This is a genomic window from Metabacillus sp. 22489 (genome assembly GCF_052044855.1).
Lineage (GTDB): Bacteria > Bacillota > Bacilli > Bacillales > Bacillaceae > Metabacillus > Metabacillus niabensis.
In genome coordinates, this window is record NZ_JBQENT010000002.1 from 43,671 (window position 1) to 68,110 (window position 24,440).

Sequence of the window (24,440 nt, forward strand, 5' to 3'; positions counted from 1 at the left end):
TCTTTATTTAATAATTTCATACCACCAATTACGATCTTTTAACCACTTTTCAAATTCATTTCTTGATACAGGAGATAAACCACCTGTTAATGCTCTTGGATTTTTACCATCAGTTGTGAACTGAACTTCTGCCCACCATCCTTTTTGTTTGAAGTATTTCGATACTTCCTCTACCATTTCAGGAGTTAATCCACCTGTTTTAATTTGAACAGATTTTGTTTGTTTTGATGCTTTTACTTTCTTTACTTGCTTACCAGAAATTGATTCAGCAATTCCTACACAAATTTCATTGAATTTTTCATTGTAAATATCAACATCGGCTTTACTATCTACAAAACATACCTCAATTAGAATCGCTGTTTCTTCTGTACCATTAAGAAAACCAAGGTTAGTTCTCTTTTTGGCACCCCGATTTTTAAGACCACTTGCTTTTGCAATTGCTGCTGCTACTTTTTCAGCAATTGCCCGTCCACTTTCAGAAACATAAAGGACTTCTACACCGCGTGGATCATCTGTCTTGTTTGCAGCATTAAGATGCACTGAAACATCTAAATCTCGTTCCTTAGAATTGTGGAAGGTAACAATACGATTAATGTTGTCCTTTTGAGTTTTTGATGTATTATCGTGATATTCAGTAACATTACATCCACACTCTTTTAAATATTTAGCTACCTGAGAAACTATTTTACGTGCTTCATTTACTTCATCAATATAAGAACTTGCACCTCGTACATATAAACCATGACCACTTGATATTACTATATCCATAACTTTTTCTCCCCTTAAATAAAATTACAAAGCCACTCTTATGAGCAGCTTATTTTTTAATTAACCCTTGAGCTTTTAGAGCATTTTCTTTAAATTGTTGAGCTTTTTTAGTGACAAATGTGTTCTTCCACACTGCATAACCATTAATAACAAGAGCAATGAATGCACTTATTAGGACCACGAAAGCATTAATACTATCCGTTGTGAACCAATCGAATGAGATACCAATTGTTCCAAAAAACATAAGTAAAGCTGTCAAAAATCCCCCGATTAATGTTGCAATATCCTTTTTCATATTAATTCCTCCATTATTTTAAGTAATTTAATACACCAAATAAAAAAGTGACTGCAACAGCTGCGCCACTTATCCATAAAGCTATATTCGAACGTTTGTTGTTTTTTGTTTCGCTCATTTCTTTTTCAATTTGACCAAATCGTAAATCTGCTTCGGACCTGGGTATAAAGTTAGAACTATATGCATCTAACTTAATTTCAATCCGTTCAATTGATTTTGTTAAATTTAAAAGTTGGGTTTCTAATGCGGTAATTCTTTCTCCTTCTTTTTGCTCCAAATTGCCCACCTCCTTAAAGACAAAATAAAAAAGCCCTTATTCAGCGCTTTGATGATTTTTATTTGTTTGTTCTTTTTCTTTTAACTTGTACTCATTAATCAGTCTAACTAGAGCACTCTTTGTTGCTGTTTCAATAGCAAGTGTTTTTTCTAATTGAGCTACCTTTTGAGTCAATGAATTTATTACTTCCTCAAAATCTAAGCTTATGTTTATTTTTTCATTTTCCATCTAAATCACCTCATTAGTTTTTTATGCTTAAATTCATTCAGTTAAATGTTCTAAGCCTTCTGCTTGAAGAATTTCCTTAACTTGTGATTTAAGCAATTCTGGGACATTGGAAAATGTCCATTTTCCTTTCATAATATAAGTCGCATACAACATTGCTAACACATCACTCACTCCTTATCCTCCTAAAATTATGTTTGAAAGCTCTAAGATAGCCATTCCATTCATTTCTTCACCCGGGATTTGTTGTTTCTGATCATTTATCTCTTGCTCTCTAATAGCAACTTCTTCTGGAGATAATCCTTCAATCCATAAACTATTTTCATAATCCCATTTAGGAACAAATAGTCGTTGATTCCAACTTTCCTTAATTACATTTCTTTCTAGTACGTCGTAAGGTAAAACAAGGATATACTCTGAAATATACCCTTGTTCATCTACTACGAAAGCGTTAATTTTTGTAGAAAAGTCTTGCACATATAACGCCTCCTTGTTAGTTTTCTGCTTTAAATATTATTCCACTAAGAGACACCCAACCTGTACCACCTGAGCGAAGTATTACATACCCATTACTTTGTACGTCTATCCTACCTTCTCCACTGCTAGTTTGAACTGGGAATACTTCTGTTTTAAAAGGTCTACATCCCACGGGAAGTGTTCCTATTACCGTACCAACTGCGCCACTTGTTACCATGCCTCGAAGCTTTACGAAGCCGTCTGCCGATTTCGTATAGCTTGCTCCGATATAATTAACAGTATCGTAATCTGTCCACCCATTATTTTTCGGTAAGGCTGCGTGAGCTAACGAATTTATTGGTGTATCTAATGTTATTGCTCCGTTAATGTTTGCTCCTTTGTACGCTTTTAATAATCCGTCTACACGGAAGTTTTTTCCGTTGTATACTCTTACGTCGGCAGTGTCGGTCATGTAGATTCCACCACCATATGTTTCGTTAAACCATCCAGTAGAGCCTGTTGAACGAACCCAGTTTTCGGCATATATCGTTCTAACTACTACCTTACTAGAGCCTGCATTACTGTAGAAAGAAGCTATCGCTGTATCGTCGCTGCCTCTTATTATGAAGTATTTCCCGTCTGACTCGGATTTTAGCACGAGCGATGTACTAGCATCGGTACCTTCCTGTTTGAACGCCCACGGTCTAGCCGTATTAAAGCGAAGCATTGGCGTGTACTGATCTAGTGCCTTAACCTCTAAACTACCGTACATAATTGTTTCGTCTGCGTGCATGTGTGCTTTTTCTAGGTTTGTGAATTCCTCGGGTCTACTGCTTGTTACTTGACCATTGCCTACGTGAAAATCTAGGTTGTCTATGACCTCACCGCTAGCCCCTGCACCTCCGATAAATGCTAACTTTCCGTTACCGACTATTGCACCGCCTTCGAAGGTTAGTTGTGAGCCGTACACATCTGTATTAGATATTCTTAAACTATAAGCCTTTATGTCACCGCTAAAATTTCCCGTTGCTGATTCTAGCGTAACTGCTTTTAGTGTTCCTGCTGTAACCGTACCTAAGTTTGCGCTAAGTGCCGATAGACTCGTAACATTAATCTTGTCGGATGTTATTGTCTTACTTCCGATACGGTCGGCGCTTAGTGTTCCTGCGTTGATATTGCTCGCATTAAGGTTAGTTATCGTGACTTTCGCAGCATCTATACTTCCTGCTGTAACTGTACCTAAATTAGCTGTAATTGCTGCTAAGTTACTAACGTTAATCTTGTCTGCTGTAATAGATCCATCTACGATAAGTTCGCTAGAAGTCATACGGTGTACACGAATGTTATCTACTACGAATACGTTAGAAGTCTCCGCATTGTTCGCAAAACTTACCCATAGTCGGATATATCCGTTATGCGGTACTGTATATACACCACTCTTCTTTGTAAAGGAAGTTTCTTTAGATGTACTGCCCCAACTAGCTACGCTATCCCAATTACTAAGCATGTTCTTGTTCTCATCATATCTATTGAAGCCAATACGCCCGTAACCCGTTCCTGCGGTATTGAGATATCTAGCCTCTGCCTCTAAGTAGAATTTTTGTCCTGCTTTTACAGGTATTAGATTTGTACCGTAAATGTCCGAATTACCGTTATTTCTTGCGTTTAACCCTAACGCTTTGCTAGAGCCGTTACCATTCTGATAAGTAGATATGTCTAACACTTTCGCAAGTGCTGAATCTGCATAACCTTTAGGTGTGCTTCCGACTGTATCTCCCTCGAAATCGGGGTTTTCACAAAGGTTAGTAAAGTCGCCAATTACTAATTTATCAGCAGTAATCGAGCTTGTAGCAAGTCGTGCTGTATCTAAAGTACCCGATTTAATATTTGCTGCGTTAAGGTTGATTATATTTACAGTTGTACCGTTAATGGTTCCACCATAAATAAAATCTGCTGACATATTGCCTGACACAATATTAGAAGCATTTAGATTAGTAATATTAACTACAGAACCGTTTAACGTTCCACTGTTGATATTACTTGCGTTTTTAGCGAAGTTTTGCGCATTAGTTTGGGCTGCTGCTGCTTGTGAGTCTGCGTGCTTTTTCGCTGCTGACTCTACTGTAGTGCCTACGCTATCTGCGTGAAGTTTAGCTGCTTTTTCTGCATTCGCAGCTACGCTATTAGCATGAGAGGTCATAGCAGTTTCTATCTGCGTTTTGACTCCGTCCGTATAATTCTTTGCGTCTAGTTCTGCCTGTGCTGCTGCGTCGTCTGAGTATTTCTTTAGTTCTACTTCTGCGGTCGCTATGTTGGTTTCTATCTGTAACTTCACTGCTGCTATCGCTGCCGTTTTTGCTTCTTCTGCCTTTGTCTCAGCATAAGACTTAGCGTTAGACTCTGCTGCATTAGCCTTTTGTGTTGCGTCTGTCGCTGCAGTATTAATTGCTTCTGTTTTCGCATTATCTGCTTTTTGTGTTGCATCCGTAGCTGCTACTTCTACAGCTTCCGTTTTAGCTGTATCTGATACAACATCAGCATAACGTGTGGAATCTTCATAATTTACCTGGTCTTGTTGATCAACATATTCACGAATAGCTGTTATCTCACCGGCTGATACCTTTTGTTGAAGAATAGCTTGAAGCTTTTTAAATCTAGCCATAATATCTTCTTCACTGTACTCAATAAAGTCTCCGAGAACATAACTTTTTGCAGAAGGATCAGAAATAGAGCGATCAACTTCAATTACTCTTGCTTCCACATATAGCGCAGGTTCAAAGGATGTATCCTTAATTCTTGTTGTATCACCAAGTCGAACTTTCTCATGTTCATATCCGAATATATGTTCAATACTTGCAGTATCAGCTGTATATTCTATCAGTGAGTTAATTCTCTTATTTAACTCGTTTCTTCCTAGTTCAGTTAATCTTTCCTCGGTAACGTCCTGGTCAACTTCTGGTTCGTAAACATCCCATAAATGCCGATTGTCTTTATCAGCCCAACGTTGAAGTGCATCTTCGTCCTTAACTGTAACAATTGTACGTGTACCATCTTCTTTCTCTGGACCAAGTACAATCAATGCGGTTACAATTTCATCTGTGTTTTCTTTACGAGTAATTCCAATTAAATCCTTACCTAACTCAATTTCCTTGCCATTCTTGCCTCCAACTTGCTGCAGGAAGTCTACATATCTACCTATTATTCGGTTTCCTTTTACCTCAACTCGAAAACGCAACTCACAATCAAATGCCGAAGCAATGATCTGAAGAGCACTTAAAGCATCTTTGTAATTCTCAAATACTATTTTTCTTGTTCCCGATATCTCAATTATCCCTAGCTGATAACTAGTATCTGATAAAACGAATTGCCCTGCATTAGAGATTGTTTGATTATCTAATGTAGTTGGTTCAATTATTTTTTGTTTCTTTAAATCAGTATAAGAACCATTTGTATATACTTCTTTGGTAAGGTCAGAATATTGTTTGGCTTCAAAGATAATAAATTCGCGAAAAAAACCATCCTCATCTGGTATGATGATGCGGTTTCTTTTGCTAACAAATTCAGACTCTTTCACATCAGCTTGCATAGTGAAATTGAATGTTTCAAGATTATCTTTTAATGATTGCTTATGGCTATCCTCCCAAAAAAGTGAGGTTTCTTCTTTATTTTCAAGAGTACCAACTATTCTCTCTGTTTTGTAATCAAGAATGTGTATCATAAATACCTTGGCCTCCATTCAACTTCTACATTTTCTAGGGAAGAATAAGGTGATATTTGAACAGTATTAGTACCTGATTTGAGCGAAAAAAAAGAAGCACCAAAATCTTTTAGGTCCTTCCGGTCTTCTCCGTTTATTAATATGCTATTTTTAGCATGATTTATTTCAATTACATCGCCAGCATCTGCAATATAAGGTATTTGTTCATCTGAATGACTATTAATTCTAAAAACTTTTAAATCATATATTCCTAATGTTGCTGGGCTATATGAGCCATATTGTGCAACATGAACAGCAATTTGTGAAACGGTTTTATTATATGTTCCTTTAACATCTAAGTAAGATACTGTTCTCCTAGTGTGATGTAAATTGGTATCTGTATCAATTTTCGCTATATAAGCTGTCCACTTTTTACCGATACGCTGAATTCTTAACATTCCGTAAAAATCATTCCAGGATCCCTTTTTATCCCCGTATTCATTTATCAAAAATTGTTTACTAGTAGAACCACCAAGTCTTGCTTCTCCATATGCTAATGCAATACCTTTGTGAGTATCCTTCAAAGCCATCTTTGCAACAACTGCATTACTACTATCTAGTAAATAGATTTCTACTCTACCAGCCTTTATCGCTTGACGATTACCTAATTCTACGAGGGCATCCACTCTGAAATCTGTTAATGGTCCATTAGGAATAGTAATTCTTTTTGCTGGTCCGTGCCAGGCGGATCCATTACCGTAACTTGAAGCGATGAACTTATACCCATCAGTTACCATTGAACCGGCAATCACTCCGCCGTCTACTGCTGTAGCTTCTGACCATCCAACCATAGTACTCATCTCTTGCCATAGCAACCTTTCTTCTTTTTTAAACGCTACCTCACTTTCAAGGTCAACAGACTCTCCGATGCTCATGTATGCATCTTCAGTTACAATATCTAATAATGTGATAGGTTCCTTTACAGTTGCTCGAAATATAGGATACGTTTCAGTTGTTCCGGAATTTGTTATTGATGCAATTTCAGATTCAAAAACTCCCCGATGTAAAGGACCATATTTGTATGGATCGGCACAAATAAAACTAATTACACCTGTACCAATGTTAACAAATTCTTCTAAATCTAGTGAACCGTCGACCTCTGCATAGTAAATTCGATTTGGTTCATCGTCAAACACTAATGGTGCAGCTTCATCAGTAATTAACCAAGATGCTAAATCCTCTTTAACCTTTTGTATATCAGCTATATTTTCGGCTTCGATCAAAACAGGAACATTAATTTGTCTAACCTTTACCTTTTTACTTTTTTTGTATGCACCTGCTCGACCAGGTATTTCAATTAATTCTTGTTCAATAGGTGCCCATGATGGGCGTTCTCTTCCTTTTAAAATAGTGAGGTAAGACCGTCTTTCATTATTAAATGTCATTCCCATTTTGTCTTACTCCCCTCTAAAGGTTTTCTTCACTTTATTATCTCTTTCTTGATATTCAACATCGTATTTCCATGTACCTCTAGACAGTTCTCTAGCATCCAATGTGCTAGTGAGATTAACTGTTAATGCAATAGGTTTATCAAAAAAGTTCTCAATTGATTCGAAAAGTGCATTAAATTGAGACATCAATCCTGATGGACTACTGTAATTTCTACTTGGTACAGTTGGTACATTTGGAATCATTGGTACTCCCATTGCCTGCCCAGCCTCAGCCCACATAGAAAGGTTATTCCGACGGTATCTTGGCTCTGATGTAATTACCCACTCTTTCCACCTATTTTCTCCTAACATTGCTAATTGTGGATGATTAATCTCCCCTCCCGTAGCGTAACCTTTATAAGCTCCGCCTGTAGCCATTGATTTTATCCCTGGAACATTAAACACATTCCCATAACGTGCTTGAATGTAACGAATTGCTGCAACAGCATTATGAACAGGATTAAAAATGTCATTTAGTCCAGGCATTTTATATGCTTCGAAAGTAGGTGGAATAGTTTGCATTAACCCCCTTGAAGCAATTCCGCGTTTAGCATTTATATCCCAATTGTTGTATGCTTTTGGATTTCCACCAGACTCTTTCATAGCTATAGTCAAGAGTGAACTTGCCCAATTGGCTGGTACACCTGTAATAGCCATTGCCTGAGTAATCCAACTTTTCACATTTCCACTAGCTGTAGCACCAAAATTAAAAAACTCATCAATTTTATTTTTAAAAAAAGCTAATGTTTTATTGTTAAGAAAGTTCATGATTCCTGTCCCAAGTGTTTCAAATGCCCCACCAGGAGTTTCCATACTAACACCAAATTTCTTCCATACGTTATCCATTAGTGTTTTTGGTCCTTTTAATGCCCAATCAAAAAAGTTACCGACACCGTCCTCATAGCCTGGGAATCCGTAACTTTTTAATAATCTCTCCGTTGGTTTGTTAGGTAGTACAGAAGTACCTTTAGGGAGATTACTATGGTATTCAGCTCCTCTTGTCCCAAGGAGGGTTATACCTTGACCAGGAATATGAGCTAATTCACGACCTTTTTCCCCAACAATCGCTGGTCCCCCTGGATGTCCACTCGATGGAGTACCTTTAGCATATAGCTCCATATTTCCGGTTGCGCGTCTAGCTGAGCTTGGAAGTGAGTTTTTCTTACTGTTATATCCTTTAGGTTCCCACATAGGTATTTTTGTTTTAACACCTATTTTATCTAAGACCCAGTTAATACCTGAACTCATAGCGTTAATTGTCTTGGCAGATCCACGAAGCATTAAGTCCCAATTACTTAACACTTCACCAGAAGTCCAATCAATCTTATCGACCTGTCCTCCAGCTTGTGCTTTAGCTTGTTCAACAACACCGTTATGCATTTCAGTTGCAGCACTTACTGATTTATCCCGTTGAAGCCGAGCCTCTTTGATCATTTTTTCAGCTTGTTGAGCAGAAATTGTTCCTGTTTCATCACGTTCTCGAATTATTGCTGCTACTGTTTTATTGTATTTATCGTTTGCCTCTTTAACAGCTCCGTTTTTTGCTTTTAAACTATTCTGAACTGTTGTTGCAGCTTGTTGTGCGGTAATATTAGCTGATTCATTTTTCAACCTTTCCATAATGACTTTTTGTTCTACTTCGCTTTTTGACATTGTTTGAATTGCAGTTGTCATCATTTGATTTTGGATCATGTTGATTTCATCTTTTTCAGCTTGTGTTAAGGCTCGTTTTTCTTGGCTGGCTGAGTCCATTATTTGTTTTATTCTATTTTCAGAATCTTGAACAGCTTTTTGTTGTTCCTCTTGTTTAATTTTCATATTGTTTAATATTTCCTGTTGCTCAGATGCGCTTAAAACCTTGCTATTAGCGAGGAATGTACTAAGGTTTTTATAACTTTCGTCAAAATCCAACTTTAAACTTTCAGAAATTTTATCTCCCATTTGACCAAACGTTGAAGTTAATTTTTCTGCAGTCTCTGCAGTAATTTTTTCACCTGACCACATCAATTCATTAAGTTGAGTAGTAGCATCATCATTTAATTTTTTATAACCAAGTACCGCTTTTGAAGTTGAATCAGATACCTTATTCCCAAAGTTTTCTATAGTAGGAATGCTCTCTTCTTTTAAATGCTTATACAAATTTACTCCACCTTGAATTAATAGTGGAAGCCCCACAGTAGCTAATGCACCCACTGGACCACCTAAAGCTCCTACACCAAGACGTGCTACACCTAAAATTTTGGAAAGACTTCCAATATTCTTAGTAGTCTTTAATACAGTTCCTCCCATGCCAACCAATTTACCTGAAGTAGTACCTATTGCTGTATTGGTACCTTTTAACTTTCCTCCAGCAACTGTTGCCGAATTACCTAAATTACTTACAGATGTAGTTGTAAGCATTGCACTTGTACGATATTTTCCAAACACTCCTATTCCAGTGCTTAATGCTTTTGATACAGCACCAACACCCCTAACAACAAAACCAAGACCTATTGCTACGGGACCAAGTGCTGCAGTAATGGCTGCTATAGCAACAACCGTTTTCTTTCCTGTTGGAGATAAACTTTCCATCCATTCGGTAAATGCTTTTATATGCTCTGATGCACTTTCAAATGCTGGCTCTATTGTATCCAATAATATATTCCCTAAAGGAATTAAGGCTGCGCCTAGTTCACGTAAATGTTGTGTTGCTCTATCCCCTAAATTATCTTTCAGTGCCTTTCCAGCCTTGTTTGTTGCACCTGCTACTTCACCAAGTACATCTTTAGTTGGATCCATGGCTCCAATAACATTCTTTTGCAAATCTTCCCATTGAGTTCCGAATAAAGCAACTCCAGCTTGTTGTTGCTTTAGTGGATCTTTCATTGAAGTAATGGCTGCAACTGTAGCCATGAAAGCCTTTTGGGCTGAATCCCCACCTTGTGCCATTTTCTTAGCCATATCATCAGCATTAAGACCAATCGATTTAAAACCTTCTTCGGTCGTTTTTGAACCGTCAACAGCACGAACTGCGTATTCTTTAACAGCATCCCCTACTTTATCAAGGTTCCATGCGCCATTTTGGGCACCTTGAATAAGGATATTAAACATTCCATCTATGTCCATTCCAGCTGTTTTGAATTGGACACTATATTCGCTAATAGTATCAAGAAGTTCGTTAGAATAATCTCCACCCTTTTGTGCTGCAACCGTTATATAATCCATCGCCTTAGAAGCATCAACTCCAAATTGATCAACTAATGCTTTTGCTGCACGTGTGGATTCCGGAATTTCATAACCGAAAGTATCACGAAGAATAAATGCTTGTCTTGATACCGACTCTAACTCTTTACCAGTGATATTTTGAAGGTTTTTCTTAACCGAAATAACACCTTCTGAAACTTCATTCATATCATTGCCAAAACCATCTTTCCAGACTTCTTTAGCAGTCTCTCCCATGGCCTTCGCTTCTTCTTTAGTAAGATTTAAAGCTGCTTGCATTTTACCCTGAGATTTTTGGAAATCCGATGCTGATTTCATTGCAAGTCCACCTAGAGTAGCTAGGGGCAAAGATACGCCGACAGTCAACCCTTTACCTAAGGATTGTAAAGTTGTTCCCGTCTTACTTGCTCTATCAGAAAAAGAAGCTAAAGACTTTTCAGCCTTTGCCCAGGAAGACTCTTGATATTTCGTTTCGATGGTTAATTCCTTTAATTCACTAGATACATTTTCTACTTCTTTTCCTAGACGATTATAAGAGGCAATTTCGTAGTTTAAACTTTTAGCAACTTTCAGAGCTGCCTGCGACTGACCTTGCCCACTTTTTACAAGGTCATCATATTGTTTCCTTAATTGCTTTACCCGTTCCCCCTGCAATTGGTATTGCTTGGATAAATTATCATACTTAATTTTTAACCCATCTACAGTATTTCCAAAGTTTTCAAATGAGGAGGAAGAAGCTTTTAGTTCACTCTGAGCAAGCTTCATTTTTGCATTGATATTTTTAACGCCTTTTTCAAAATCAGTCCCATCTAACCCTACGCGAACTATCATACTACCTAAATCATCATTTGCCATGTTGCTTCCACCTCCTAGAAAACATGATTTATAGGTGTTAAGTTTCCTCTTGCTTTTGCTTGCTTTAATCTTGCTCCTGGCTTGCTCATTTCGTTTTGATATGCTAATAATTCAAAGAAATAATGACTATCCATTTCATCTATTTGTTGGACGGTCCAAAAACGTGGAGCACCCATTAAATCAAGATAAAGATCTTTAATTTGTTCTATTTTTTGGTCGATTGTGACACGTTTTCCTGAAGCTCTGTTAGGAACTTTCCCATATCTTCTTTATCCTCAATAGAAACATAACCCAACACACCCACGCCAATAATGTTATAGAAAACTTTTTCATGGTTAATAGCATTAAGCCCGTCTTCTAATTGCTCTTTTGTAAATTGTTTATCAAATATCTCTACCAATAGGTTTTCTCTACGATCCAATAGTTCTACCTCATCCATATCCTCAGATTTGGCATATTTCTCAACTTCTAGTGCTTTCCGATGAATTTTCATTGGAACAAATTCTTGGGTGAATGTTTTTTCTTTTCCGTCAATTTTCAATGTGATTTCCATATCAAATTACCTCCTAAAATAAAGGGAGGCACCTTTTAAAAGTGCCTCTAACATGTTTAAAGTTATACTGTTGGTGCATCTAATGCTGCAGGATCAAATACTTGATTAAAGAATGTATCTCTAAATGGAGCAAATGCTTCGTCAGCAGTATCTCCTACAATTTTAAATACCTCATCTGCATCACGGCCGATAAACGTTCCTGTAATTTCTGGATTTTGAAATTCCGGTGAGTCCGTCTTTGTATTAATATTTGTAGATGGTACAGAGAACTTCCCTTTGGTTAACCAAACAACCTGCTCCGTATCATCATCTTTGTCTCCAATAAACCCTAATGCAACATAAGGTGCTTTTGCTGTTTGTTTATAAATGACAACACCTTTTTTTAGTTCCATACCAAGAACATCCGAAAGTACCTCTTGGCTTAATTCGTCTGAAGTTAATGTTAAAGTTGTTTCTCCAATTTGTGTAACCACTTTGACAGGTCGGTTATCTGCATAATTTGTTGCACTATTTGTTGCTGTTTCAACGTTTGCTGTAATTGCTTTTGCAAAAGGTTTCGGTTCTTCATATGTGGGAGTACCACCTAGTGGATCTGTTAACAATTTTGCGTATACTAATTTCCTTAAACCTACATATGCCATATTAAAATTCCTCCTCTATTTTCACTTTTGTTCTATATCTTATTGATTTTCGAATTGCTCCTGTCTCTTCTTCAAAAAAAGGAGTCACTCCTGTTCTTCTGAACTGAAGTGACTTCATAACAGCATCTATGGATGATTGAAGGACTCCTGGATCGTCTTTAGTCCAGAAGTCAACTTGGATATCAATGTCGCTCGTTCTAGCTTTATTGTCTGCATAATCATTATCAGTATTATCTAACTCTGCGACACGGATATAAGGATACTTATCCGCAAATTCTGAGGGAACGCTCAATCTGAAAATCTTCTGATCAACTAATTTTATAACCTCTTCATCTGCTTCAAGCGCATCAATGACTGGAACTTCTAAATCTATCATAGTCCCAGCTCCTTTTTGTATATATTTTTCATTATTGCTCTTGCCCTATCTCTAGATAGTCTAAGAGAACGTTTCATAAATGGGCGTGGAGCCATTTTAACAGTCCCATATTCATGAAATTTAAGGTAAAAGTAATGAGAAGTATCTACTCGGGAAATCCCAACTTCAACAACTTTTGAACCATTCAACCTTTTTACACTACTGGCTGTAATATGATCTGCAGCATGTTCACCTGTTCTCCAACTTTGTGTTCCATCTGTTGGCTTTCTTGGTTTATCACTGCGAGGTGCTTGTTCACTAATCTCAGCTCGTACTATTTCTGCCCCAGCACGTAACGCTTTATTTTCTATACGTTGACCTTTTTTTCCTAATTCGATAATTTTATTTTGAATTTGAGAAAAACCATCAACATTTAAATAAGAACCCATTAAATCACCTCTCTACATTGAAGAGCATCGAGGTTTTCCTTTCTTGAACCATACTTAATATTTTCGATTTTAAATGTACGATCTTTGTATTTTACAAGCATATCCGGTTTAATCCCTTTTTTGGATCGAATGTTAAACCATGTTACATATTCAAGGTGTGCAACAGCTGCTTGATAAAAAGAACGTCCTGTTGGTTCATCTTTCTCTGCCCAACACGTATGAAATGGAACCCATTTTGTTTGATTTATTTTTGTTATTGGGTCCTTGATACTCTTGTTTTCTCCTATTTCAATGCGACAATCAAGCCTTGCTGGATTCATCCTCATCACCTTTTAAAAGTGATTCAATATGAACAATAAGTGTTGAACGATTTCTTCCACTTTCTTCAGCTGCCAAAATTAATTTAAGAGTTTCCTTATCAAACTCTTCTGTAATGGATTTGCTAAGCTCTTCTACTGTTTTTCCTAAATCTACAGGTAATTCATCGCTATTTTCTTTAATTGGTTCAACATACCCATTTTCCTGTAGAAATTTTGCTCGATTTGAATCATCTGTTTTATAAAAACTTCCTTTAGTAAAATATTTTTTTGAAATCTTGCATATAAATGTCTTTAAAACTTTAAATTCCACTTGTTTCCTCTCCCTCAAATGTTATATTTTGTAATTGCGTGAGCATAGATTGTATTGTAAATCGAACTTTTTCTGATGGTTTATTACCAATTAATTCACGATTTTCATACCAATCAGTTACCAAAACGAAGCAAAAAAGCTTTGCTTGATTATATGTTTGGTCAAATTCATGACCAGTGGCATTTTTAAGGTAATTTTCGGCAGCACCTATAAGAACTTTTAGAGTTGTATCTTCGTCATCCCCATCAATCCGGAGCCATTCTTTAGTTTCTTTAAGTTCTATAATCACTTTGATTCCCCCTTAGGGAGAACGGTAACAAAACCGTTCCTTAAACTTCTGAAACAGTCGATATTTCCACTTCACCTTTAACAACTGCCTCCGTATCAACTGTTTTAATATCAAGTCGTTCACGTACTTTTACACCAGTTAAATCCTTACCCCATAAATCTCCAGCTTCTGTAGAAAATTCAATGGATAATGATTCTCTATCAAAAATTGTGATAGCTTCTTTTAAATCTCCAAAGTAAAAGGGAAATTTCTTTCCTGTTACTTCTTCTGCAGTTAATACATCAGTAGATTTTAAAACTTTATTTGATACTTTAATTACTGGGTATTCACCAAACAGTAATTTTTTTGTTGCTTGTGTAGGATCTTTTTGCAGCAAATAGTTACCATCAGCATCTTTTTGCTTGTCCAACCAATTAAATCCGTCTTGATTAGTTAAAACAATAGATGTTAACGCAATTGCAGGATCTAACTCAACATTGAAAATGTCTTTAAAATCATCAAAGGTATTCAATTTCTTGGTTTTTTCTCCACCAAAACTTTTGTCGAGCTCATCTAATATCATAAAGTTTCTTGTTACTCTTGCCTTTTTACTTATCCATTTTCTTAAGTAACCTAGGATATTTTCAGCAGTATCTTGAAGCAACTCTCTAGTTATTTTTAAAATTCCACCTTTTTTCAAGACTTTATATGCTAAATTTTTGAATTTAGGTGTGTCTACCTCTGGAAATTGTGCCGCCTCTTCTACGTTATCGAAAGGTACTTCGTCAGCATTTACCTCAATTACACGTGAACCACTAAGTGTTGAAACAGGCTCAATATTCACAAGTGTTTCTAATGCATCACCCGCACGACGTAATTCTTTAATTTGCGTACGAATATCTTGTGGTACTGTAAGACCACCATCTGAAACCCCTGCAGTAGGATCTTTCTCAGTCATCATGTTATAAACTTCAACATCTTCATTATTTACAGAGGTTTTCAATACAGTAGATTTGAATAAATTCACAAAAGAATTAAGGTAGTTTTTCTTTTGTTCTTCAGGTTTAACAGCTTTATTTTGTGCAGCTGTTTGTTGTTGTTTTTCTTCTTCGTCAAATAAATCCTTAGCTAAATCGAACTTGTTTTGCAAATCAATTAATTCATCCTTCGCAATCTTTGCTTCATCAATTTTATTTTCCATAACTAATCTTTTTGCTTCTGCTTTTTTGTTATTAATTTCAGTTAACATTTTCAATAATTCTGGATTCAATGTAATTCCTCCTTAAATTTGGTCATATAAAAAGAACTAGATAAGTTCTAGTTCCAAGAGAAGTTTTTCTTTTTCAATTTTGTTGTCTCTTGAGCTTCCAAAAAGTTTAATTGCCTGCTGTATAGATTGTTTAGTGCTATTAACTATATCTAACTTATTAAAAGTAAATGCACCCATATTCGCGATATCTAAAGGTTGGTCTTGATATAATACTCCATCAGCAAACCCTCTTGATACTGCATCATTAGCCGACATATAAGTTTCAATATCCATAAGTTGAGAAATTTCTTCTCTAGACTTACTTGTTTTTGTTAAATAAGCGTTAATTATTGAATCTTTAACAGTATCTAAAACATCAGCAGTCTTTCTTAATTCATGCATATCGCCATATACTCCTGTTAAAGGGTTATGAATCATCATAATAGCAACAGGACTCATGAGTATTTCATCCCCAGCCATGGCGATAACAGAAGCAGCACTCATTGCTTTGCCATCCACTTTTACTGTGATTTTTCCTTTATGTTCTTTTAAAGAATTGTAAATACTAGCACCAGCGAATACACTTCCACCATAGCTATCAATCCATACAGTTAAATCTTGTCCACTATATTTATTAAGTTCATTTTTAAATGCATTAGGACTAGCAGAAGGCTCACCAAACCATTCATAAACCCAAACATTGTTATCATCGACAATATCTCCTTCAATCCGTAATTCAACGCTTGCTGGTTGTGATTCGGTAGCTTTATTTTCTATGAAATTCCAGAACTTCTTCATTATTCCTCACCTCCTTTAGTCCATTGTCTTCCTGCCATTGTAACAGGTATGCTATTTCCATTAACTGTTAATACATCACCACCTTCAGCTATAGGAAGGTTTAGGATCTCTCTAGCTTCATTCCTCTTATAAATGCCACTGTCGACAGCTTTTGCAAGAGTTTCCATTTGTGTTTTACTATCTGTCCGAAGAATAACCTTCTCATTAAATTTATAAAAATAACCCTCATCCAGTTCCTCCGGTGAGAGTATTTTATAGTCAATCTCTTCTTCATACTGTTTTAAAATAAACAACTCAGTATCTACGTAGAAAGATAATTGTTGCATTTCCGAATTAGCATAGCTTGATTTTTCATAGTCATTAATTTGATTAGGCTTTATTCCGAAAGCTCCAGCAATCTGTAGTGCGTTAAACTTCTTCAATTCAAAGAATTGGCTATCTGTAAGCTTAATGTTAAGAGGAACTAACTTCATTCCTAGTGGAACAGGTATTATTTTCCCAGCATTATCCGAACCATTTGCAAAGGATTCAAAGCCTGCAACTAGTTTCTCCTTTGATTTCTGGTCTAAATCCCCTGTATATTCTAAAGCTGCTTTTGCAGTTAAACCGCTCTTATAAAGGTTATTCATGAAGGTTTGGCTCTCTAAGCCACCCTCGACAGTTGATTTTAATATTTCTCTAACTGGTAATCCCATTATTCCATCGAAACTATATGATGTTTTAAAATGAAGTACTTCATGGCTCCTGAAAAAGAATTGTTCTCCACTATATCGGTCTGTGTAGATATACCAGATCGAACCCTTCCCTCCAAAAAAACCAACATCATCAAATACAACCTGTACACAATCTGATGGCATAATCCACATATCTTGGATATCGTATGAACCTCCATAGGTTTGACGTTTAAACTCTTTTCGTAACCAAACATATGCATTTCCATAGTGGTTTCTATTAAGTTCTACCGTCGACCAAAATGTTGAAGGTGTCATCAATGGATTTGGTCGTTTCCTTAGAAGTTTATACGAGGCATTTGGCTTTGCCTTTTCAATTCCTTTTTCTGTTTCTTGATAAAATTTTATAGGCATTTTCCCTAACGTTTCTGACAACATTTTCAAACAGGTAAAATAAGTAACTTCACCCACAAGTTTTTTTGGAGTTTTACTTATTCCTAACCATTCGAGTAAATCTTCACTTTGCATATCTGATGTTTTGGATACTGGAGATATCCAGTTTTTAATACTCCGATAAACTTTGCTAAAGATATTCAAATTTTCACCTCCCTCACCATCCCATCATTTCAATAAACTCACTAGTTGCTTTATTTATATTTATGCTTCCTTCTGCAGCTGCCATCGCCATTTTCCAACCATCAATAACAGCATCAACAGGATCAATTCGTTTTTGCCTTAAATCCTTGTCGAGTTTTATTTCCCCAAAAGAGTTAGAAACTGTCTTGGCATTTCTAACAGACCAAGTTAAGAGTTGATTTTTTTTATCATATTCCACATTTCCCGCCTCAACCTCTAATCTAAAATCCTCTGTAGGGTCATTTAGGTTACGTGCAGATTGTGTAATAGATATTGAGTCAACTCCCATTTCTTCTAAATCGCTTAAAAATGCTGATGCATTGTGAGGATCGTAACAGACCATTTTTACATCCAATTCATATTCCTCTATGATTCTCTTTAAATATGAAATGATGTATTTATAATCAGTTTTAATTCCTCCCAATGTTTCTGTGGTTGTTAGTAATTTATCTCGAATCCACATATCATAAGGAGCATTATCTGTTTTGATGTGTTCAGCAACACGATTCTTTGGAATGAAAGAATGCGAATGAACATAATATTTTTTTCTTCCTTCAGTAAAATAAGGAAAAATTAAGGCTAGGCTTGTTAAATCTCCTCCACTTGATAAATCCAGTCCAACATAACAACTCATTTTCTTGAAGTCCGCAAGTGACTTTGTTGAAGCACACTTTTTCCAATGCTCAAAGTTCATGTATTGGTTATCAGTAAACTGAACCCAAATGTTAAGCCTCTTAGTCATGAAGTCTCTTAATTCTTCCCCGCCCATTTCCTTTGCTTTCTTGGCGATATCAATCATTCGATCGATTCCTTCTTGAGTCTTACATGTCATTGGATTAGCTTTAACCCAATTTTTCGGGTCCCAAATATCATCTTCTTTATCTAATTGAGCAATAAACACAAATTGTGTATCATTTTCAAATGCACCTTCCAATATTCCGCAACAATACTCATATAACTCAAAGCATGGTGAATTTAAATCAAATCCAGCTGTAGTAATAACACTGATTAGACACTCTTTTAAATTTCCTGTACCACCTTCAAGGAGTTTATATATCTGGTTAGTTGGATGTGCATGATATTCATCTATAATTCCTAGTAAAGGACGAAATCCATCAATAGATTTAGTATCTCGTCCCAGTGCCTTAATAATTGAATTAGTTATTAAACAAATTATTGTACTCTCGTATTCTTTAATCTTGAACATTTCTTCAAGATCCTCGTCAGAGCGAATAAACTTTATCATTTCGTTTAAAACAATTTTAGCTTGGTCCTGTTTTGTTGCTGTACAATAAATCTGCCCATAGTTATATCCATCGAAATTCCCGTAAAAAGTACCAAGTACCCCATTCATAAGAGATTTCCCTTGCTGTCTTCCTACCTGAATATAACTACTTCTAAACCGGCGGTAACCTGTTGACTTATGAACCCAACCGTGTAAGGAAGCAAAACAAAATACCTGGAAAGGTTCCAATTTCAAGGGTTGCTTTTCATCACCCTCACCAATTATCAAGGTTTCTGCATATTCAATAATAATATTTGCCTTGTCCTCATCAAATCGGTAAACATAAGGTGCAAGCTTTGACTTTTCTAAATCATCTAAATGTCTTTGAGCAGATAACTTTTCATATTTACCAGTAACTATTCGACCTTCTACTACATCTAATGCATATTGTGTGGCTCGATGCACTTACATCACTTCGCAAACTTCGAAAATTTATTTTTGGGTTTGTCTTCTTTCTTAGGAACAACTAATCTACATCTAGATGCAATAGTTAATCCTAGGTCGCTTGCAGCTGCTCGACATTGTTTGAAAAGTTTATCCTGACTAATTAACAATTCAGAATGCATATCATTAATAATTTCTTTTGTTCCATCTTCGTATATATCACCATTACTATCCTTTTTAAAATTAGGTACTTCCTTAGTAGGGGATATTTCCAACAATTTATCAGTGACCTCGAGATACATCTTTCTTGCCAATAAAAAACGAGATAGTGCATCATTATCAAGATTAGTCATAATCCCGATTTCCACTAACTCGCTTGCTATCTTCTTAAATTCTCTTTTTAAATCCCTTGGAAGATATGTTGGAGGCTTGACCTTATCACTTGGTGCCTTTACCTCTTGTGACTTTCGTTCTTCAATTTCCGCCTTTGTCAAATTTTTATTTCCTTTATATGTCAATAAATCCACCGGTTCTCTCTGTCGTGGCATACTTTTTCCTCCTCTCTGGAAAATTTGAAAAGGGAGTTTTTGCGAGAAATCAGGGTGAGCGCGGTCTACAGTGAATCGACAAAAACTTTTTAACCACCCCCTCCCCTTTCAATTAATAAATTTTCTTGTCTTCATTAGTCTTTATTGAGTGGCAATGGTTGCATAAAGACTGTAAATTTTCTAAATCAAAACGATATTCCCACATAACTTTAATTGGAATGATGTGGTCAACCATATCAGCAAGGGTTATTTTTTTCTTCTTTAGACATAGCTGACATAAGCCTTTGTCTCTTATTAATGCTTGCTCTCTAACCTTTTGCCAAGCAGATGAACTATAGAAAGATGCTGCTTCTTTATCTCGTCTGTATTTGTCGTATAACCTGTGACGTTCACCATTGCTCTTACTACAGTTGTTACACTTCGTTTTCTTAATATCTATTGGTTTACCGCAAGAACACAACTTTAGTAGAGTCATTAGATAATGTTGTTCTCAATGTAATTACATGAGGTGCAGTATACATTCTTATCCAATACCTCACCGTCAGCATGGATTGTATCTTCTGTTAACGCATTTCCACATTCGGGACAAGTTGATTGGTCAATCTTCTCTAATTCATCTGCTAATGCAGAAGTATGTTTTGCAATTGCTCTTAATTTTTTTGATAACTTAGATGTACTTAGGTCAATTGAGATTTCTCCTAAATCAACCTTTCCTTGTATAAATTCCATTACTTCCTACCACCTTTCGAATTTTTGTTTTGCTCTTTTAACAATTTCCCTCACCCTTTTACTCATATTAAGTACATAAAAAAACACGCATAATTTATGCGCATTTTTTGTTGACACGTATAAATTATGCGTGTTATAATATTAATATAGAAAGGAGGTAATGAAATTGGGGAAACAAGTCAACACTCGGAAAGTACTTCAAATACTTAAGAAAGAAGGTTTTATCAAGTCCCCTACACACAAAGGTGGAGGAAGTCATCAAAGATACATACATAAAGATGACCCAACAAGATTCGCAGATATAAGCATCCACAGTATGGGACAGATAATTCCAAAAGGTACTTTAAGAAGTATCGAAAGAACATCAGGGGTTAAGTTTTAACCCCTCTGTTCCACCCAATTTCATTACCTTACGAATGTAAAAAATAATGGTATAGGAGTGATACAAATGTCCAATAAGAGTCATTATATTTACCCCGTCGTGTATGAAAAAGATGTGGATGGAAACCAAGGTTTGTATTTTCCAGATTTCCCTGGTACTGCAATAATCCCATCTGATTTAATTGACGGTATAAAACGAGCAAAAGAAATGTTAGCTTTTCGTATTTTAGAGCTTGAAGAAAATGAAGCTGATTTACCTTTACCATCTGAACCCAACTCCATTGAGTTATCAGAAGATGAACAAATTATATTTATTGAAGTCTTCATGCCTCCTTTTCGTAATGAAGCAGCAAATAAAGCTGTGACTAAAAATTGCACATTACCAAAATGGCTTAGAGATGCTGGTGAAGAAGCTGGGTTAAATTTTTCTCAATTGCTACAAACATCAATAAAAGAAGCGTTAGGAATTAACTCGATTAAGAATAAGTAATAAAGAAAAACAGAACCTTTTTATTAGCTACTTGGGTTCTGTTTTTTTTATCCAATAAAAAAGCGCCCTCCATTTGGATAAGCGCTTTATGATATATTTTGATATTACTAATTTATCATGTTGAATTGTTCTTTTCGTCCGTTTATTGTCCGTAGATAGTTCGTGAATAGTTCGCAATAGACTAATCGTCATGACTATAAGATAATTCTTTGTGCATTGAACTTTTTAAATCTTTTAATCTTGTCTGAATAAGATCATATTGACTATTTACGTATGGTTTATCATACTCAAGACTCATGGAATAATTAACAATTTCGTTTGTCATTTTCAAAAAAACTGTCGCCTTATTAGCAATCACCAAAGACATAAATAATTCGTTGTGGAAAAAGAAATCAGCTGCATCTTTTTGGGCATTTACTAATTTCATCATTTCTTCATGTCTCCAACTTAACATGTCTCTACTCTCTCCACTTAAATCATATTTAATCGGCTCATCTAAATTAAACTCTGCTTCCATTGTAAAGATATAATCCCTTAGACATAATACTAAGGCATGCGCTTTTTTATATAATTCAGGATAAGTAGAATGTTTCTTCGTTGCAAAAGCTTCAAAGTCAAAAAGTCTCTTACTTAGGTCGTATTTAGTTTTCTCTGTGAGTGCATTTAATTCTTGCTTATGATGCTCTAGCTTAAGATTAAAATACGAATCAATCTTTCTCTGAATTAAATATTTGGCTAAAAATCCAAAAGCAGCAATTATTGCAGTTATACTTATATATTGAAATATCCAGTCCAAACAAAGGCATCCTCCAAATCATATAATTTTCACTCTTTAAATATATCAAAATCATAACCTTTAAAGTCGTTTTTTTAGTATTTTTGCTCTTAATGAATTATCTATATTCTATAATGTGTACAACTCACTATATATTCATAACCATTGATATATCAATGGTTATTAGCATTACATTACATGAGTTAGACAATACCCAATTTGTAGCTAACTGAAAAATGAATAAAAAAATAAGATAAATCTAAATTCTAAGTTTCCTTTGCATTTCATTTAGACTATCTTGTTCAATCCCTATATATCTAAGGGTAATGCTTGGGTCTGAATGGTTGAATATTTTTTGAAGTGCAGCTACATCTTTAAATTGTCTGTAATGATGATATCCATAACTTTTACGAAGTGAGTGAGTACCGATTCTTTCTAAGTCAAATTCTTCAGCTATTTCACTGAGTATTACATAAGCCATTCCTCTGGTGATTGGTTTGTTTTTTCCTTGCCTACTTTTAATTAAGAATTCAGATGAATCCTTATCCTTTACATAGTTCCTTATTGCCTTTTTTAATTCATTAGGCATTTTAATCTGTTTAGGCTTTCCTGTCTTCTTTTCCCTAATGTAGATGTCCCAGCCTTGAACATCTCTCACTCTCAATCTCAAAATATCTGATATTCGAAGGCCAGTATTGATTCCTAACAAAAATAAAATATAATTCCTTTCATTTGTTTCTTTTAACCACTTTTTAATTTCCTGTAAAAGTTCCTTATCTCTTATGGGTTGAACAAGGTTCATGCTGATTTCACCTCATTCTTTTTCTTATATACTTCAATTTGCAAATCAAATGCTAAGCGAAGCATTGCTTCTCCTTTAATTTCATAATATCTTGTTTTTCCAATTCCAAGTTCCAAATAAATATCTGGATCATATCCAATATCTTTATCCATGAAACTTTTTATAATAATAAATCTTTCATCTTGTTTAAGAGAGTTAACAGCTTCATGGATTCTATTTATGAACCTTTGTCTAGCATTCTCAAACTCTATACGTTCAATTGCTGCATCTTCTGTTGAACTGTGAAATTCATTAGTAAATGATGGTGGTAATTGTGAGTATGATGGAGTAATTTTCGGTAAAAAGTCAGAAGGCAGCGTAACCAAATACATTCTATATTCCTCAAAAGTCTTTTCAACTTCCTTTTTAGTTGCTTTATAATCTATCGCAGGTAAATATGTATTAAATTTCTTTTTCATCATTTTATCCTCCATTCACAATTGTTTTTATCGTTGTTTAAATGCTCCACCTAAACCTCTCGAATGCCTCGGTCGATAAATTCCCATTAATTCCTCTAGATCACGCTTAGATAACTTTTCTTTCTTCTTTATCGGCTTTAAATTTTCATTATTAGCAGAAACCATACTTCCATTTTTCTTTGACCATTTAGATAATTCATTCTGTAATGTCCTCATAAAAATCTCCTTTCAATATAGAAAAAAAGGACACCAATCAAAACAGCATAAATCATGCTATCTTGATTAGTGCCCTCGGTTTTTCCGTTAGGCATTATTTAATTTTCCTTCATAATTAAATCTTACGATTCCTCAAAATAGTTGATAAAAACATTTAACATTCACTTCTCCATTTCTAGTAAAATATTGCTAGAAAGGAGGTGGTATTATGGATACGATTTTTAAAATTATTATCGATTTACTACCATTAGCTACTTTTTTGATTGCAGTTCTGACGTTTATCATTACTTTCACGAACTTTTACAGAAATAGAGCTAAGATTGGGATATTACAAATAGACAACAGCACATCTTGTATAATTAAACCTGATTTTACCGATTATGATACTCCCGATGTATATTGGCATGAGGATTATCGTGCTATTCTTGATGTAGTTATCTCAAATAGAAGTGCATTACCTATATCAATCATTGAATATAAATTAAATGATGGTTTAATTTTTAACTCTTATTCAAAATTCGGAAGTAACTACAAAATAACTACCCAACCTAAGATTGAAAAAGATAGCAAAGGTGTTATATTCGCGATGGGAAAGGAACTTTCAAAGATTTTCTACATAGAAGATTCGTACTTGAAACCAGTTACAGATATCCCACCATACACATCAGTTAGAGGGTTTATATTTTTTCACTATCATGATAAGAACAAAGTAAAAATTGGCATAAATAAATTACAAGTTGTCACTTCTCGCAAGACTTTCTCATTTCAGGTAAAGATATCCGAATACGTTGAGAGTGCCCTACAGCTTCCAAGTAGTATTCAGAAGGCTCGCAATGAAAACTTTCAATAAATTCTTTT

30 protein-coding genes are annotated in these 24,440 nt (G+C 35.4%); 3 read left to right on the forward strand and 27 right to left on the reverse strand.

Features of this window, described 5'->3' with window-relative positions:
* Positions 1-3 precede the first annotated feature (3 nt).
* The 23 genes from ACTJJ9_RS01385 to ACTJJ9_RS01495 all read right to left on the reverse strand — a co-directional run bounded on the left by ACTJJ9_RS01385 (position 4) and on the right by ACTJJ9_RS01495 (position 20,460).
* Positions 4-768, reverse strand: a complete 765-nt coding sequence (locus ACTJJ9_RS01385) for an N-acetylmuramoyl-L-alanine amidase (protein ID WP_440768374.1) — start codon at positions 766-768, stop codon at positions 4-6.
* A gap of 49 nt (positions 769-817) precedes the next feature.
* The gene (locus ACTJJ9_RS01390) at positions 818-1,063 is read right to left on the reverse strand and encodes a phage holin (RefSeq protein ID WP_440768375.1); all 246 of its coding nucleotides are present in this window, start codon (positions 1,061-1,063) and stop codon (positions 818-820) included.
* 13 nt (positions 1,064-1,076) lie between these two features.
* On the reverse strand, positions 1,077-1,349 hold the full coding sequence (locus tag ACTJJ9_RS01395) for a hypothetical protein (RefSeq protein ID WP_440768376.1): 273 nt from the start codon (positions 1,347-1,349) through the stop codon (positions 1,077-1,079).
* 27 nt (positions 1,350-1,376) lie between these two features.
* Positions 1,377-1,568 (reverse strand): hypothetical protein, encoded by a 192-nt coding sequence (locus ACTJJ9_RS01400; protein WP_440768377.1) that lies wholly within the window; start codon positions 1,566-1,568, stop codon positions 1,377-1,379.
* A 33-nt stretch (positions 1,569-1,601) separates the two neighbouring features.
* Positions 1,602-1,739 (reverse strand): CD1375 family protein, encoded by a 138-nt coding sequence (locus ACTJJ9_RS01405; protein ID WP_174879919.1) that lies wholly within the window; start codon positions 1,737-1,739, stop codon positions 1,602-1,604.
* 3 nt (positions 1,740-1,742) lie between these two features.
* Positions 1,743-2,042: a hypothetical protein gene (locus ACTJJ9_RS01410; RefSeq protein ID WP_440768378.1), complete on the reverse strand. Its 300-nt coding sequence runs from the start codon at positions 2,040-2,042 to the stop codon at positions 1,743-1,745.
* A 16-nt stretch (positions 2,043-2,058) separates the two neighbouring features.
* Complete coding sequence (locus ACTJJ9_RS01415) at positions 2,059-5,739, reverse strand: phage tail spike protein (RefSeq protein WP_440768379.1); 3,681 nt, start codon at positions 5,737-5,739, stop codon at positions 2,059-2,061.
* Positions 5,736-7,169: a distal tail protein Dit gene (locus tag ACTJJ9_RS01420; protein ID WP_440768380.1), complete on the reverse strand. Its 1,434-nt coding sequence runs from the start codon at positions 7,167-7,169 to the stop codon at positions 5,736-5,738. Before ACTJJ9_RS01420 ends, ACTJJ9_RS01415 begins: the two co-directional genes overlap by 4 nt.
* Positions 7,170-7,175: 6 nt before the next feature.
* A complete protein-coding gene (locus ACTJJ9_RS01425) occupies positions 7,176-11,264 on the reverse strand; it encodes a phage tail tape measure protein (protein ID WP_440768381.1) in 4,089 nt (1,362 codons plus the stop codon).
* A 205-nt stretch (positions 11,265-11,469) separates the two neighbouring features.
* Positions 11,470-11,817, reverse strand: a complete 348-nt coding sequence (gene gpG / locus ACTJJ9_RS01430) for a phage tail assembly chaperone G (RefSeq protein ID WP_440768382.1) — start codon at positions 11,815-11,817, stop codon at positions 11,470-11,472.
* Between the two features lie 62 nt (positions 11,818-11,879).
* Positions 11,880-12,458, reverse strand: coding sequence for a major tail protein (locus ACTJJ9_RS01435; RefSeq protein WP_440768383.1), 579 nt, complete (start codon positions 12,456-12,458; stop codon positions 11,880-11,882).
* 1 nt (position 12,459) lies between these two features.
* Positions 12,460-12,834, reverse strand: coding sequence for a tail completion protein gp17 (gp17, locus tag ACTJJ9_RS01440; protein WP_440768384.1), 375 nt, complete (start codon positions 12,832-12,834; stop codon positions 12,460-12,462).
* Positions 12,831-13,262: an HK97-gp10 family putative phage morphogenesis protein gene (locus ACTJJ9_RS01445; RefSeq protein WP_440768385.1), complete on the reverse strand. Its 432-nt coding sequence runs from the start codon at positions 13,260-13,262 to the stop codon at positions 12,831-12,833. Before ACTJJ9_RS01445 ends, gp17 begins: the two co-directional genes overlap by 4 nt.
* A complete protein-coding gene (locus ACTJJ9_RS01450; RefSeq protein ID WP_440768386.1) occupies positions 13,262-13,582 on the reverse strand; it encodes a phage head closure protein in 321 nt (106 codons plus the stop codon). Before ACTJJ9_RS01450 ends, ACTJJ9_RS01445 begins: the two co-directional genes overlap by 1 nt.
* A complete protein-coding gene (locus ACTJJ9_RS01455; protein WP_440768387.1) occupies positions 13,563-13,892 on the reverse strand; it encodes a hypothetical protein in 330 nt (109 codons plus the stop codon). The genes ACTJJ9_RS01450 and ACTJJ9_RS01455 overlap by 20 nt, the downstream gene beginning before the upstream one ends.
* The gene (locus ACTJJ9_RS01460; protein WP_440768388.1) at positions 13,882-14,181 is read right to left on the reverse strand and encodes a head-tail connector protein; all 300 of its coding nucleotides are present in this window, start codon (positions 14,179-14,181) and stop codon (positions 13,882-13,884) included. Before ACTJJ9_RS01460 ends, ACTJJ9_RS01455 begins: the two co-directional genes overlap by 11 nt.
* Before the next feature lie 40 nt (positions 14,182-14,221).
* Complete coding sequence (locus tag ACTJJ9_RS01465) at positions 14,222-15,430, reverse strand: phage major capsid protein (protein WP_440768389.1); 1,209 nt, start codon at positions 15,428-15,430, stop codon at positions 14,222-14,224.
* Between the two features lie 36 nt (positions 15,431-15,466).
* Positions 15,467-16,207, reverse strand: coding sequence for a head maturation protease, ClpP-related (locus tag ACTJJ9_RS01470; protein ID WP_440768390.1), 741 nt, complete (start codon positions 16,205-16,207; stop codon positions 15,467-15,469).
* Entirely contained in the window at positions 16,207-17,406 is a 1,200-nt protein-coding gene (locus ACTJJ9_RS01475; RefSeq protein WP_440768430.1) for a phage portal protein, read from the reverse strand. The genes ACTJJ9_RS01470 and ACTJJ9_RS01475 overlap by 1 nt, the downstream gene beginning before the upstream one ends.
* Positions 17,407-17,488: 82 nt before the next feature.
* Positions 17,489-19,204 (reverse strand): terminase large subunit, encoded by a 1,716-nt coding sequence (locus ACTJJ9_RS01480; RefSeq protein ID WP_440768391.1) that lies wholly within the window; start codon positions 19,202-19,204, stop codon positions 17,489-17,491.
* 5 nt (positions 19,205-19,209) lie between these two features.
* Complete coding sequence (locus ACTJJ9_RS01485) at positions 19,210-19,731, reverse strand: phage terminase small subunit P27 family (protein ID WP_440768392.1); 522 nt, start codon at positions 19,729-19,731, stop codon at positions 19,210-19,212.
* Between the two features lie 112 nt (positions 19,732-19,843).
* The gene (locus tag ACTJJ9_RS01490; RefSeq protein WP_440768393.1) at positions 19,844-20,206 is read right to left on the reverse strand and encodes an HNH endonuclease; all 363 of its coding nucleotides are present in this window, start codon (positions 20,204-20,206) and stop codon (positions 19,844-19,846) included.
* The gene (locus tag ACTJJ9_RS01495; RefSeq protein WP_440768394.1) at positions 20,206-20,460 is read right to left on the reverse strand and encodes a hypothetical protein; all 255 of its coding nucleotides are present in this window, start codon (positions 20,458-20,460) and stop codon (positions 20,206-20,208) included. The genes ACTJJ9_RS01490 and ACTJJ9_RS01495 overlap by 1 nt, the downstream gene beginning before the upstream one ends.
* Positions 20,461-20,620: 160 nt before the next feature.
* Between ACTJJ9_RS01495 and ACTJJ9_RS01500 the strand changes: the two genes are divergently transcribed.
* Positions 20,621-20,842, forward strand: a complete 222-nt coding sequence (locus tag ACTJJ9_RS01500; RefSeq protein WP_249921928.1) for a type II toxin-antitoxin system HicA family toxin — start codon at positions 20,621-20,623, stop codon at positions 20,840-20,842.
* A gap of 66 nt (positions 20,843-20,908) precedes the next feature.
* Positions 20,909-21,331: a type II toxin-antitoxin system HicB family antitoxin gene (locus ACTJJ9_RS01505; protein WP_440768395.1), complete on the forward strand. Its 423-nt coding sequence runs from the start codon at positions 20,909-20,911 to the stop codon at positions 21,329-21,331.
* Positions 21,332-21,512: 181 nt separating this feature from the next.
* Here the strand turns inward: ACTJJ9_RS01505 and ACTJJ9_RS01510 are convergent, their stop codons facing one another.
* The 4 genes from ACTJJ9_RS01510 to ACTJJ9_RS01525 all read right to left on the reverse strand — a co-directional run bounded on the left by ACTJJ9_RS01510 (position 21,513) and on the right by ACTJJ9_RS01525 (position 23,582).
* Positions 21,513-22,127, reverse strand: coding sequence for a hypothetical protein (locus ACTJJ9_RS01510; protein WP_440768396.1), 615 nt, complete (start codon positions 22,125-22,127; stop codon positions 21,513-21,515).
* 238 nt (positions 22,128-22,365) lie between these two features.
* The gene (locus ACTJJ9_RS01515) at positions 22,366-22,908 is read right to left on the reverse strand and encodes a site-specific integrase (protein WP_440768397.1); all 543 of its coding nucleotides are present in this window, start codon (positions 22,906-22,908) and stop codon (positions 22,366-22,368) included.
* Entirely contained in the window at positions 22,905-23,366 is a 462-nt protein-coding gene (locus ACTJJ9_RS01520) for an ArpU family phage packaging/lysis transcriptional regulator (protein ID WP_440768398.1), read from the reverse strand. The genes ACTJJ9_RS01515 and ACTJJ9_RS01520 overlap by 4 nt, the downstream gene beginning before the upstream one ends.
* Before the next feature lie 27 nt (positions 23,367-23,393).
* Positions 23,394-23,582, reverse strand: coding sequence for a hypothetical protein (locus ACTJJ9_RS01525; RefSeq protein ID WP_440768399.1), 189 nt, complete (start codon positions 23,580-23,582; stop codon positions 23,394-23,396).
* A 208-nt stretch (positions 23,583-23,790) separates the two neighbouring features.
* Here ACTJJ9_RS01525 and ACTJJ9_RS01530 point away from each other — a divergent pair, with 208 nt between their 5' ends.
* Entirely contained in the window at positions 23,791-24,432 is a 642-nt protein-coding gene (locus ACTJJ9_RS01530) for a hypothetical protein (protein WP_440768400.1), read from the forward strand.
* The last annotated feature ends 8 nt before the right edge of the window (positions 24,433-24,440 follow it).

Coding starts and splice junctions, on each gene's coding strand:
- ACTJJ9_RS01385 (WP_440768374.1), bottom strand. CDS start 768: ATGGATATAGTAATATCAAGTGGTCATGGTTTATATGTACGAGGTGCA.
- ACTJJ9_RS01390 (WP_440768375.1), bottom strand. CDS start 1,063: ATGAAAAAGGATATTGCAACATTAATCGGGGGATTTTTGACAGCTTTA.
- ACTJJ9_RS01400 (WP_440768377.1), bottom strand. CDS start 1,568: ATGGAAAATGAAAAAATAAACATAAGCTTAGATTTTGAGGAAGTAATA.
- ACTJJ9_RS01415 (WP_440768379.1), bottom strand. CDS start 5,739: ATGATACACATTCTTGATTACAAAACAGAGAGAATAGTTGGTACTCTT.
- ACTJJ9_RS01420 (WP_440768380.1), bottom strand. CDS start 7,169: ATGGGAATGACATTTAATAATGAAAGACGGTCTTACCTCACTATTTTA.
- ACTJJ9_RS01425 (WP_440768381.1), bottom strand. CDS start 11,264: ATGGCAAATGATGATTTAGGTAGTATGATAGTTCGCGTAGGGTTAGAT.
- gpG (WP_440768382.1), bottom strand. CDS start 11,817: ATGGAAATCACATTGAAAATTGACGGAAAAGAAAAAACATTCACCCAA.
- ACTJJ9_RS01435 (WP_440768383.1), bottom strand. CDS start 12,458: ATGGCATATGTAGGTTTAAGGAAATTAGTATACGCAAAATTGTTAACA.
- gp17 (WP_440768384.1), bottom strand. CDS start 12,834: ATGATAGATTTAGAAGTTCCAGTCATTGATGCGCTTGAAGCAGATGAA.
- ACTJJ9_RS01445 (WP_440768385.1), bottom strand. CDS start 13,262: ATGGGTTCTTATTTAAATGTTGATGGTTTTTCTCAAATTCAAAATAAA.
- ACTJJ9_RS01450 (WP_440768386.1), bottom strand. CDS start 13,582: ATGAATCCAGCAAGGCTTGATTGTCGCATTGAAATAGGAGAAAACAAG.
- ACTJJ9_RS01470 (WP_440768390.1), bottom strand. CDS start 16,207: ATGAAGAAGTTCTGGAATTTCATAGAAAATAAAGCTACCGAATCACAA.
- ACTJJ9_RS01475 (WP_440768430.1), bottom strand. CDS start 17,406: ATGCAAAGTGAAGATTTACTCGAATGGTTAGGAATAAGTAAAACTCCA.
- ACTJJ9_RS01485 (WP_440768392.1), bottom strand. CDS start 19,731: ATGCCACGACAGAGAGAACCGGTGGATTTATTGACATATAAAGGAAAT.
- ACTJJ9_RS01490 (WP_440768393.1), bottom strand. CDS start 20,206: ATGACTCTACTAAAGTTGTGTTCTTGCGGTAAACCAATAGATATTAAG.
- ACTJJ9_RS01495 (WP_440768394.1), bottom strand. CDS start 20,460: ATGGAATTTATACAAGGAAAGGTTGATTTAGGAGAAATCTCAATTGAC.
- ACTJJ9_RS01500 (WP_249921928.1), top strand. CDS start 20,621: ATGAAATTGGGGAAACAAGTCAACACTCGGAAAGTACTTCAAATACTT.
- ACTJJ9_RS01505 (WP_440768395.1), top strand. CDS start 20,909: ATGTCCAATAAGAGTCATTATATTTACCCCGTCGTGTATGAAAAAGAT.
- ACTJJ9_RS01515 (WP_440768397.1), bottom strand. CDS start 22,908: ATGAACCTTGTTCAACCCATAAGAGATAAGGAACTTTTACAGGAAATT.
- ACTJJ9_RS01520 (WP_440768398.1), bottom strand. CDS start 23,366: ATGAAAAAGAAATTTAATACATATTTACCTGCGATAGATTATAAAGCA.
- ACTJJ9_RS01525 (WP_440768399.1), bottom strand. CDS start 23,582: ATGAGGACATTACAGAATGAATTATCTAAATGGTCAAAGAAAAATGGA.
- ACTJJ9_RS01530 (WP_440768400.1), top strand. CDS start 23,791: ATGGATACGATTTTTAAAATTATTATCGATTTACTACCATTAGCTACT.